General features: G+C 72.8%; 9 protein-coding genes. 8 read left to right on the forward strand and 1 reads right to left on the reverse strand.

The features are described 5' to 3' along the window. Positions 1-106 precede the first annotated feature (106 nt). The 6 genes from O7604_RS11360 to O7604_RS11385 all read left to right on the forward strand — a co-directional run bounded on the left by O7604_RS11360 (position 107) and on the right by O7604_RS11385 (position 9,226). Entirely contained in the window at positions 107-595 is a 489-nt protein-coding gene (locus O7604_RS11360; RefSeq protein WP_013288920.1) for an Lrp/AsnC family transcriptional regulator, read from the forward strand. Positions 596-716: 121 nt separating this feature from the next. Further along, positions 717-2,153: a PQQ-binding-like beta-propeller repeat protein gene (locus O7604_RS11365; protein ID WP_281579950.1), complete on the forward strand. Its 1,437-nt coding sequence runs from the start codon at positions 717-719 to the stop codon at positions 2,151-2,153. A 76-nt stretch (positions 2,154-2,229) separates the two neighbouring features. Further along, a complete protein-coding gene (locus O7604_RS11370; RefSeq protein WP_269703707.1) occupies positions 2,230-3,897 on the forward strand; it encodes a fumarate hydratase in 1,668 nt (555 codons plus the stop codon). Between the two features lie 247 nt (positions 3,898-4,144). Beyond that, complete coding sequence (locus tag O7604_RS11375) at positions 4,145-7,117, forward strand: AfsR/SARP family transcriptional regulator (RefSeq protein ID WP_281579595.1); 2,973 nt, start codon at positions 4,145-4,147, stop codon at positions 7,115-7,117. 44 nt (positions 7,118-7,161) lie between these two features. Continuing rightward, on the forward strand, positions 7,162-8,571 hold the full coding sequence (locus tag O7604_RS11380; RefSeq protein ID WP_269703711.1) for a class II fumarate hydratase: 1,410 nt from the start codon (positions 7,162-7,164) through the stop codon (positions 8,569-8,571). Positions 8,572-8,626: 55 nt separating this feature from the next. Next, on the forward strand, positions 8,627-9,226 hold the full coding sequence (locus O7604_RS11385) for a GNAT family N-acetyltransferase (RefSeq protein ID WP_269703714.1): 600 nt from the start codon (positions 8,627-8,629) through the stop codon (positions 9,224-9,226). On the opposite strand, the gene O7604_RS11390 is transcribed toward O7604_RS11385, so the two are convergent. Beyond that, on the reverse strand, positions 9,190-9,738 hold the full coding sequence (locus tag O7604_RS11390; protein WP_269703716.1) for a CGNR zinc finger domain-containing protein: 549 nt from the start codon (positions 9,736-9,738) through the stop codon (positions 9,190-9,192). The genes O7604_RS11385 and O7604_RS11390 overlap by 37 nt on opposite strands. Before the next feature lie 72 nt (positions 9,739-9,810). Between O7604_RS11390 and O7604_RS11395 the strand changes: the two genes are divergently transcribed. Together O7604_RS11395 and O7604_RS11400 are read left to right on the forward strand one after the other, a co-directional pair. Beyond that, positions 9,811-10,767, forward strand: a complete 957-nt coding sequence (locus O7604_RS11395; RefSeq protein WP_281579596.1) for an EamA family transporter — start codon at positions 9,811-9,813, stop codon at positions 10,765-10,767. Beyond that, a complete protein-coding gene (locus O7604_RS11400) occupies positions 10,764-11,462 on the forward strand; it encodes an HAD family hydrolase (RefSeq protein ID WP_269703720.1) in 699 nt (232 codons plus the stop codon). Before O7604_RS11395 ends, O7604_RS11400 begins: the two co-directional genes overlap by 4 nt. Positions 11,463-11,488 lie beyond the last annotated feature (26 nt).

The raw sequence follows: 11,488 nt of genomic DNA on the forward strand, positions 1-11,488 counted from the left end.
GCCGCCGTGGATGTGCTCTTCCGGCGAGGATCTACGGACCGCGGTGAGTTGGGCAACAGTTGGCGTTATTCCTGGTCAGGTTGTGCATTCGGTACCGTCGGACACCATGAACACTGGTCAGGATGTACAGCTCGACGAACTGGACGCCCGCTTGATCGAACTGCTCGCGGAGGAGCCCCGGATCGGCGTGCTGGAGTGCTCCCGGCGCCTCGGCGTCGCCCGGGGCACGGTCCAGGCCCGGCTCGACAAGCTCGTCGGCCGGGGCGTGGTCACCGGGTTCGGGCCGGACATCACGCCCGCCGCGATCGGCTTCGGCGTGACCAGCTTCGTCACGCTGGAGATCAGCCAGCGGCACGGCCACGACCAGGTCACCGCGCACCTGGCCGCGATCCCCGAGGTGCTGGAGGCGCACACCATCACCGGCTCCAGCGACCTGCTCTGCCGGATCGTCGCCCGGTCGAACACCGACCTCCAGCGGGTCATCGACCAGATCGTCGCCTCCGAGGGCATCCGGCGCGCGTCCACCATCATCGCGCTGGCCGAGCAGATCCCGTACCGCACGCTCCCGCTGGTCCGCTCCGCCGCCCGCGGGTAAGGAAGGGCCCCCTGTTAACGCATTCGGAGGTGGAAGGGCCCCTTATTAACACCCCGGACCATGCAAGAAGCGCCGCGACACGCACCGCACGCGGCACGAGGGACCGGTGATCGTCGCTACCGTGTGCGGTGTGAAGGGCCTAGGGATACGCGGCTGGTTGCTGCTCGGGCTCGTCACCGTGGTCGTCCTCGCCGCGACAGGCGTCTGGAACCCGTTCCCGGCGCTCTGGGACTGGGTCGACCGCAGCAAGCCGATAAGCGAGCCGGACGTGGTCTGGCAGCAGCGCGTCGGCGGCACGCCGCGCAGCGTCACCATCGCTGGCGACACCGTGATCGTCGAGCAGCGCACCCGCATCGAGGCGCGCAACCTCGCCGACGGCGGCCAGCTGTGGGAGCGCAAGGCCGACTGGTCGGCGGTCGCGGGCAACGGCCGGGAGTCGGTCGTCGCCGTGGGCAAGCTGCTCGACAAGGGGTACGAGGTGCTCGACCCGGTCAGCGGCGTGACCCGTCGCCGCGACGACCGCGCGATTGCCGTCTGGACCTACCGGAACCTGCTGCTCGACGCGTACTGCGTGCAGGCCACCGACTGCACGCTGCGCGCCTGGGACCCGCGCGGCACCGCTCCGCTGTGGAGCGCGTTCCTGCCCGGCGTGCACAGCGGCGTACTCGCCGACAACCCGGAACTCCTCGGCACCCGGCGGCTCGGCGCCACCCGGATCGACGGCGGGGTGGCCGGGCCGGAGTCCGTCCCGCCGCTGCTCGGCTTCCCGGTCGACGGCCGGGTGCACGTGGTGGACACCGCCACCGGGCGGGTGCTCCAGAACGTCCAGCCGGGCCGGGAGGAGCGGCTCGCCGTGGTCGGCGGGCGGCTGCTGCGGATCGCGGCCACCTCCCGCGACGGGAGCTGCTCCTACGCGGTCACCGCGGTGGACCCGGCGACCGGCCAGCAGGTGTGGCGGCGTACCGGGATCAACCTGCGCACCGCCGACTACGCCGGCTGCGTGCAGCGGGAGGATCCGCAGGGCGGTCGCAACGTGATCATCGGGGTCGCCCCGGACGGGCGGGAGGCGGTGCTCGACGGGTACGACGGCCGGCTGCTGCAGGTCGGCGCGGACGGCGAGAAGCTGCTCGCCGTGGACGACCGCTACGCGGTGGTGCGCAGCGCCGACAAGGACTCGCTGCTGGGCCGGGAACTGTCGGCCGACCGGACCCGCTGGACCCGGCCGGCGGGTGGCAAGAGCGGTGCGGCACTCACCCCGTACGCGGCGGTGATCAGCGAGGAGAAGCCGTCCCGGCTGATCGCGGTCGAGCCGCGGGAGGGCCGGGTGCTGGTCGAGCTGCGGACCTCGGCGAACGCGCTGGCGGTCGGCCCGAACGGCATGATCATCGGCGAGGGGCGGGAGATCGGGTACGTCCGCTGGGGCGCCGGCACGGGCGAGGCGCCGGGGCCGGGCCAGGACGGCGCTCCGGTGGCGCCGGACCCGGACGGAAGCTGGCGGCCGCCGAGCGACCAGGGCAGTTGCGGGCCGAAACGGGAACTCTGCGCTGACGGCAAGTGACACCGGGTGAGAGCGTCGTCCCACGACCCACCTGCGGGTGTCACCGATCGACGGCTCTGCCCTAGGCTTTTCGGTCATGAGCAGTGCCGCCGCCTTCTCGTACGCACCCCTGCTGCCGACCGGTCCCGACCTGACGGAATACCGCCTGGTCACCGACGAGGGCGTGGACGTCGTCAACGGCCCGGGAGGCCGCCGGTTCCTGACCGTGGATCCGGGCGCGCTGACCGCGCTGACGGCCGAGGCGATGCACGACATCGCCCACTTCCTGCGCCCGGCCCACCTGGCTCAGCTCCGCTCGATCATCGACGACCCGGCGGCCTCGCCGAACGACCGCTTCGTCGCGCTCGACCTGCTGCGCAACGCCAACATCGCGGCCGGTGGCGTGCTGCCCATGTGCCAGGACACCGGCACCGCGATCGTGATGGGCAAGCGCGGCCGGCACGTGCTCACCGACGGCACCGACGCGGAGGCGATCTCGCGCGGCGTCTACCAGGCGTACACCCGGCTCAACCTGCGCTACTCCCAGCTCGCCCCGCTGACCATGTGGGACGAGCGGAACACCGGCAGCAACCTGCCCGCCCAGGTGGAGCTGTACGCCGAGGACCCGGACGGCCACGCCGACGCGTACAAGTTCCTGTTCATGGCCAAGGGCGGCGGCTCGGCCAACAAGTCCTACCTCTACCAGGAGACCAAGGCGCTGCTGAACCCGACGCGGATGATGCAGTTCCTGGAGGAGAAGCTGCGGCTCATCGGCACCGCTGCCTGCCCGCCGTACCACCTGGCCATCGTCATCGGCGGCACCTCCGCCGAGTACGCGCTGAAGACCGCGAAGTACGCCTCCGCGAAGTACCTGGACGCGCTGCCCACTGAGGGCTCGATGAGCGCGCACGGCTTCCGTGACCTGGAGCTGGAGGCCGAGGTGCTGGAGCTGACCCGCAACTTCGGCATCGGCGCGCAGTTCGGCGGGCGCTACTTCTGCCACGACGTACGGGTGGTCCGGCTGCCCCGGCACGGCGCCTCCTGTCCGGTGGCGATCGCGGTGTCCTGCTCCGCGGACCGGCAGGCGGTGGCGAAGATCACCCCGTCGGGCGTCTGGCTGGAGCGCCTCGAGACCGACCCGGCCCGCTTCCTGCCCGACGTGACAGACGAGACGCTGGACACCGAGGAGGTGGTCCGCGTCGACCTGAACCGGCCGATGGCCGAGATCCGCGCCGAACTGTCGAAGTACCCGGTGAAGACCCGGCTGTCCCTGACCGGCCCGCTGGTCGTGGCCCGGGACATCGCCCACGCGAAGATCGCCGAGCGGCTGGACGCGGGCGAGCCGATGCCGCAATATCTGCGCGACCACGCGGTCTACTACGCCGGCCCGGCCAAGACCCCCGAGGGCTACGCCTCCGGCTCGTTCGGTCCCACCACCGCGGGCCGGATGGACGCGTACGTGGAGAAGTTCCAGGCGGCCGGCGGCTCGATGGTGATGCTCGCGAAGGGCAACCGGTCCGCCCAGGTCACCCGCTCCTGCCAGGCCCACGGCGGCTTCTACCTCGGCTCGATCGGCGGCCCGGCCGCCCGGCTGGCGCAGGACTGCATCAAGCACGTCGAGGTGCTCGAATACGCCGAGCTGGGCATGGAGGCGGTCTGGAAGATCGAGGTGGAGGACTTCCCCGCCTTCATCGTCGTCGACGACAAGGGCAACGACTTCTTCGCCGAGGTCACCAAGCCGGTGCTCACCGTCGGCCGGCGCTGAGTTCGGACGTACGCGAGGGGCGCCCGGGAGTGAACCCGGGCGCCCCTCGGCGTGTCCGTCGTGCATCGACATCGGTGCGCCTGCCGACCGAGCGGCCGACAGGCGCACCGCCCCCGTCGGATGTCGTCACCGACAACCCGCGACGAGTCTGGGTGCCGTCGCTATCGGATCGCTATCGCCTCGACGAGGCGTTCGGTGACCGTAGGGCTACGCTGCTGGAAGTTGCATGCGGCGGGCGGGGGCGCGGGTGCGGTTCGGGATCTTGGGACCCTTACGGCTTGGCGGTGGCGAAGCCACAGTTACCGCGGGCCGGGACCGGACCGTGCTCGCCATGCTGTTGCTGCGCCCGGGCCGTGTGGTGCCGGTGGAGGACCTGGTCGACGCCGTCTGGGAGGAACGCCCTCCGGCCACCGCGCGGACCCAGCTCCAGATCTGTGTGTCGCGACTGCGGCAGCGGTTCGCGGCGCTCGGGCTGCCGGCTGACACGATCGTCACCGACCCGGCCGGCTACGGCTTGCGGGTGGGGCCGGACGACCTCGACGCGGAGACGTTCGCCCGTACCGTCGAGGCGGCCCGAGCCGAGGCCGCCACCGGCCGGCTGACCGACGCGCGGCACCGCTTCCGGGCCGCCCTGGATCTCTGGCGCGGCCCGGCGCTGGCGGGCATACCCGCCCAGAGTGTGCGGCGGCGAGCCCAGGCGCTCGACGAGCAGCGGCTCGCCGTGCTGGAGGAGTGCGTCGACGTCGAGCTGCGGCTACGCCGAGCGGCGGAGCTGGTCGACGAGCTGACCGAGGCGGTCGACCGCAACCCGCTGCGGGAACGGCTCCGGGGGCAGCTCATGCTGGCCCTCTCGACGGTCGGCCGCCACGCGGACGCGCTTGCCGTCTACCGGGAGGGCCGGCGGATCTACGCCGAGGAACTGGGCATCGAGCCCGGCGCGGCGTTGCAGGAACTGCACCAGCGGCTGCTCGCCGGTGACCTGGCGCTGGGCGGGCCGGAGAGCCGGACCGGCGCCCCGGTGCGGGCGCTGCCACGGGCGATCGGCGACTTCACCGGACGGCGGCAGACCGTGGCCCGGCTGGTGAAGGAGATCGAGGAGGAGGCAATCCGCGTCCAGCTCATCGACGGCATGGCGGGCAGTGGCAAGACGACGCTCGCCGTCCAGGTGGCCGGCGCGGTCGCCGACCGGTTTCCCGACGCGCAACTCTTCATCGACCTGCACGGGCACAGCGAACGCAGCCCGGTGGCCACGACCGCGGCCGTGGCCACCCTGCTCCGGCAGCTCGGCGTACCCCCCGAGCGGGTGCCGGTCGACCTGGCGGACCGGCTGGCGACGTGGCGTTCGGAGCTGGCCGGCCGGCGGGCCGTGGTGGTGCTCGACAACGCCGCCGACGCCGGCCAGGTCGCGCCGTTGCTGCCCAACGGGCCGGACTGCCTGGTGCTGATCACCAGCCGCCGCCGGCTGGTCGGCCTGGACGCGGGCCGGCCGTCCTCGCTGCCGGTGCTCGACAGCGACGAGGCGGTCGAGCTGCTGGCTCGGGTGGCCGGCGTGGAGCGGGTCACCGCCGAGCCCGAGGCGGCGGCGGAGGTGGCCCGGCGCTGCGGTCATCTGCCGCTCGCCCTGCGGCTGGCCGGGGCCCGGCTCGCGCACCGGCCGCGCTGGCGGGTGGCCGATCTGGCCGAGCGGCTGGCCGGGGCGTCCGACCCGCTGGCCGAGCTGGTCGCCGGCGAACGCTCGGTGGCCCGGGCCTTCGCGCTGTCGTACGAGCAGGTGTCACCGGTCGCGCAGCGGGTCTTCCGGCTGCTCGGGCTGCACCCGGGCGTCCACGCCGACAACCGGGTGCCGGCGGTGCTCGCGGAGCTGCCGCTGCCGGCGGCCCAGGACGCGCTCGACGAGCTGGTCGACGCGCACCTCGTCGAGGAGACGGAACCGGGCCGCTACCGGCTGCACGACCTGATCCGGGAGTACGCCCGGATGCTCGGCGCGCAACGCGAGTCGCCCGAGGAGCGGAGGGCGGCGACGGCCCGGCTCCTCGACTTTCACCTGCACGTCGCCGCGATCCTCGTGAAGTCGCTGGAGCCGGTCGTCCTGCACCCCCTGCCGGAACCGGCGCGGCCCGACCTGGTGGCGGCGGCCACCGGCCTCGGCCGTCAGTGGCTGGAGGAGAACAGGCCGACCATGACGGCGCTCGTCCGGTTGGCCGAGAACGAGGGTTTCCTCCGGCAGTGCTGGCAGCTCGCCCGGGTCGGCTGGGCGATGAACTTCTACGGCGGTCATCTCGACGATCTGGTGGAGACACACCAGATCGGACTGCGTGCCGCCGAGCGTCTGGGTGACGACGAGGCCGTGGCGACGATGCTCAACTATCTGGCTTCGGCGGACTACCGCCGGGGGCGGTTCGCCGAAGCCGTCCGGCGGATGGAGGTGGCGGTCGGCATCTACCGGCGGCTCGGCCGCCCGGACGAGTTGAGCAGGGCGCTCGGCAACCTCGGCACGGCGTACGGAGTCGACGGGCATCCTCGGCTGGCCATCGAGGTGTTCGAGTCGTTGGCGGTGCTCACCCGCCGGCTGGCGGACCCGACCGCGCTGATCAACTGGCTCAACAACCTGTCGTTCACCCTGATCGGGATCGGCCGCTACGACGAGGCCGCGCGGATATGCCGCAACCAGATGGCCCTGGCTCGGCAACGCGGCGACCTGCGGCAGCTCGGCAATGCGATCGGCCACCTCGGCATGGCGCGGCACCGGCGTGGGGAGTGCGGCCCCGCGCTCCGGCTCCTGCGTGCCGCCCTGGGACTCAAGCGCCGGGTGGGCAACCGCTACGGCGAGGGTGAGCTGCTCAACGAGCTGGGCGCGCTGGAGCGCGAGGAGGGCCGGCCGGAGTCGGCCGCCCGGCTGCACTGGGAGGGGCTCGTCGCCATGACCGACGCGGGGGATCTGGTCGGGCAGTGCGCGTCCCGGAACCTGCTGGCCCGGGCGATCCTCGACCAGGGCGACGTCGCCAGCGCGCTGGACCTGCACCGTCGGGTGCTCAGCGACGCCACCCGGCTCAGCGCCCGCTACGAGCAGGCCCGCGCGCTCGACGGCATGGCCCGCTGCATGGGGCACACCGACGCCGACCAGGCCCGCCGGTACGCCGGCCGCGCGCTGGCGCTGTTCCGCCAGGTCGAGTCGCCGGACGGGCGGGAGACCGAGGAGCTGCTGGCGGAGCTGGGCTGAGGGCCGCGCCACTTTCCCTGCACACCGCCGGGAGGCGCGGCAGGATGGTAGGCGTGACGACTCCAGAGGCGACCGGCTACCGGATCGAACGCGACTCGATGGGCGAGGTGGAGGTGCCCGCCGAGGCGCTGTGGCGGGCGCAGACCCAGCGCGCGGTGCAGAACTTCCCGATCTCGGGGCGCGGGCTGGAACCGGCCCAGATCAAGGCCCTGGCGCAGATCAAGGGGGCGGCGGCCCTGGTCAACGGGGAGCTGGGGGTGATCGACGCGGACGTGGCGCAGGCGATCGCCACCGCCGCCGCGCACGTGGCCGAGGGCGGCTACGACGACCAGTTCCCGGTGGACGTGTTCCAGACCGGCTCCGGCACCTCGTCCAACATGAACACCAACGAGGTGATCGCCACCCTGGCGAGCCGCGAGCTGGGCCGGGACGTGCACCCGAACGACCACGTCAACGCGTCGCAGTCCAGCAACGACGTCTTCCCCACCTCGATCCACCTGGCCGCCACCCAGTTCGTGGTGGAGGATCTGATCCCGTCGCTGAAGCAGCTCGCGGGCGCGCTGGAGGAGAAGGCGGCCGAGTTCGAGACGGTGGTCAAGGCCGGGCGTACCCACCTGATGGACGCCACGCCGGTCACGCTCGGGCAGGAGTTCGGCGGCTACGCCGCGCAGGTCCGCTACGGCGTCGAGCGGCTGGAGTCGGCGCTGCCCCGGCTGGCCGAGCTGCCGCTGGGCGGCACCGCCGTCGGCACCGGCATCAACACGCCGCTGGGGTTCGCCGACCGGGTGATCGGCAAGCTGCGGGAGTCGACCGGTCTGCCGCTGACCGAGGCGCGCAACCACTTCGAGGCGCAGGGTGCCCGGGACGCGCTGGTGGAGACGTCCGGCCAGCTCCGTACCATCGCGGTCGGCCTCTACAAGATCGCCAACGACGTGCGCTGGATGGGCTCCGGGCCGCGCGCCGGGCTGCGTGAACTGCGCATCCCCGACCTCCAGCCGGGGTCGTCGATCATGCCGGGCAAGGTGAACCCGGTGGTGGCCGAGGCGATGCGGCAGGTCTGCGCCCAGGTGGTCGGCAACGACGCGGCGGTGGCGTTCGCCGGGTCGCAGGGCGACTTCGAGCTGAACGTGATGCTCCCGGTGATGGGCCGCAACCTGCTGGAGTCGATCAAGCTGATCGCCGCGTCCAGCCGGCTGTTCGCCGAGCGGCTGGTGGCCGGCCTGGTCGCGGACGCCGAGGTCTGCCTGGCGTACGCGGAGGGCTCGCCGTCGATCGTCACCCCGCTCAACCGCCACCTCGGGTACGACGAGGCCGCCTCGATCGCCAAGGAGGCGCTGGCCAAGCAGGTGTCCATCCGCGAGGTGGTGATCTCGCGGGGTCACGTCGACTCGGGCACGCTCACCGAGACCCAGCTGGACGAGGCGCTGGACCTGCTCCGGATGACCCACCCCTGAGGGCGGCGCCGGTAATTGCCTCGACCCGTCACCGTGCGCGCGGCATGATCCGACCGTGCGTGACGACGGTGGCGTGTTGCTGGAGACCGCGCGGCTGACGCTGCGCCGGTTCACGACGGACGATGTGGACCGGCTGGTGGCGCTGGACGCCGACCCGGAGGTCATGCGCTTCCTGACGGGCGGCGTGCCGACCCCGGCCGGGACGTTCCGGGACGAGGTGCTGCCCCGGGTGCTCGCGCAGTACGACAGGTTCCCCGGGCTCGGCCGCTGGGCGACGCTCGACCGGTTCACCGGCGAGTTCCTCGGCTGGCACTCGCTCGACCCGTCCGACGACGGCGCCGAGGCGGAACTGGGCTACCGGCTGCGCCGCGCGACGTGGGGGCACGGGCTGGCCACCGAGGGCGCGCGGGCGCTGGTGCGCCACGCGTTCGACACGGTCGGCGTCCGCCGGGTGTGGGCGCAGACGATGGCGGTGAACGACCGTTCCCGTGCGGTCATGGCCCGCGCGGGGTTGCGCTACGTCCGCACGTTCCACCTGGCCTTCGACGACCCGATCCCGGGTACGGAGCACGGCGAGGTGGAGTACGAACTGCGCCGCGACGCCTGGCCCGCGATCCGTCAGGAGTGGGACGCGGCGGCCCTGCGGGCCCGGTAGGCGCTCACCGCAGCCCGGTTGCCGCAACCGGCGTCGCAGAACCGGCGGGACCGGTTCCGGGACAGGTCGACCAGCACGTTGTCGCAGTCGGGGTGGTCGCAGTGCCGCAGCCGGCTCAGTTCGCCCATCCGGACCAGGTCGGCCATCGCCATCGCGGCTTCGACAGCCATCCGGGTCGCCAGCGGTGCGTCCTGTGGTACGGCGTGCACGTGGTACGGCTCGTCGTCGTGCCGGACGAGTTGCGGCAGCGCGTGCGACTCGCGCAGCAGTCCGTTGACGATCGCCACCACCTCGTCGATGTCGGCGTACCAGATGCGGCGCAGCCGGGGCCGCAGCGCGCGGACCTGACGCAGTTCGGTCTCGGAGTGCTCGTGTCGGCCGCTCCACCCGTGCATGGTGAAGAAGCCGTCGAGGGCGGTCACGTCGGGCAGCCCCTCCCGGCCGTTGCCGGCGGTGTTCACCAGCGCGGCGGCGGCGACGAGCGCGCATTCGGTGTCATGAGCAAAAAGCAACTTGACTCCTGTCAGGGGCTCCGCCTAGCGTCATCAGCATAACCTTCCTTCACTCATGACCGGGAGATGCCGATGCGGGAACGGTCAAGCGTCGGGCTCAGCCTGGCACTGCTGTCCGCGATCACGTTCGCCACCTCGGGCACCTTTGCCCGTCCGCTGATCACCGGTGAGTGGTCGGCGGTCGCTGTGGTGATCGCCCGGGTCGGCATCGCCGCCCTGGTGCTCGCCGTCCCCGCGGTGCTGGCACTGCGCGGCAGGTGGGCGGTGCTGCGCCGCAACGCGGGCACCGTCGTGCTGTTCGGGCTGCTCGGCGTGGCCACGGCGCAGGCGTGCTTCTTCAACGCGGTCCGCTACCTCCCGGTCGGCGTGGCGCTGCTGCTGGAATACCTCGGCATCGTGCTCGTGGTCGGATGGATGTGGCTGGTCCACGGGCAGCGCCCCCGGCTGCTCACCGTGGCCGGCTCGGTCACCGCCCTGTGTGGACTGGGACTCGTCCTCGACCTCACCGGCGCCGCGCGACTGGACCCGGTGGGCGTGCTGTGGGGCCTGGGTGCGGGCGTCGGGCTGGCCGGTTACTTCGTCATCGCCGGCCGGATCGACGCGGGCCTGCCCTCGGTGGTGATGGCCAGCGGCGGCATGGCCGTCGGCGCGCTGGTGCTGCTCCTGCTCGGCGGCCTGGGAGCGCTGCCGCTCGCGGCCGGCACCGCCGACGTCACCTTCGGCGGGCACCGGGTGAGCTGGCTGGTGCCGATCGCCGGGCTGTCGCTCATCGCCGCAGTGGTCGCGTACCTTTCCGGGGTCGCCGGCACCCGGCTGCTCGGTGCGCGGCTGTCCTCCTTCGTGGGGCTGACCGAGGTGATGTTCGCGGTGCTGATCGCCTGGCTGGTGCTCGACGAACTGCCCAGCCTGATCCAGCTGGCCGGCGGCGTGCTGATCCTCGGCGGCGTCGCGCTGGTCCGGGCGGACGAACTGCGGGGCACACCGTCGGCGCCTTCGCCAGCCGAGCCGGTGCTGGCAGGCGACCGATGAGCGAGCCGCGTGGCGCTGTCGTCTTCGACGCGGACGAGACACTCGTCGACCTGCGCCCGGCGGTCACCGGTGCCCTCGTCGCCGTACTGGAGGAGATGCGGCGGCGGACGCCGGCGGCGGCCGGGGTGGTGCTCGCGGACCTGGAGGGGGACTGGGGTGCCGTCTTCGGCGCGCTCAGCGCCGCCCCGGTGCAGGAGATCCGGCGGGCCGCGCTGGCCCGCTCGCTGGCCCGGGCCGGGCTGGAGGCGGACCTGGACGAGTTCGCGGCGTTGTTCTTCGCCCGCCGGTACGCGCTGAGCCGGCCCTTCCCCGACGCGCTGCCCGCGCTGGCGGCGCTGCGCCCGCACCACCTGCTGGGCTTCGCCACGAACGGCAACAGCCGCGCCGAACGCTGCGGCCTCGCCGGGCAGTTCGCCTTCGAGCTGTACGCGCACGAGGGTGGCCTGCCCAAGAAACCGGCGCCGGAGTTCTTCGCGGCGGTGGTGGCGGCGACCGGGCTGCCCGCCGCGCGCATCGTCCACGTGGGCGACTCGCCGGCACACGACGTGGCCGCCGCCCAGCGGGCCGGGCTGCGCGCGGTCTGGCTCAACCGGGCCGGGCTGCCCCGCCCGCGCGGCCTCGAACCGGATGCCGAGGTGTCCACCCTGGCCGGACTGTCCACGGTGCTCGACACCTTGACAAACGCGAATGCCTAGTTGAGGCCGATAACGGACGTCGATCT

The organism is Micromonospora sp. WMMA1947, assembly GCF_027497355.1.
GTDB lineage: Bacteria > Actinomycetota > Actinomycetes > Mycobacteriales > Micromonosporaceae > Micromonospora.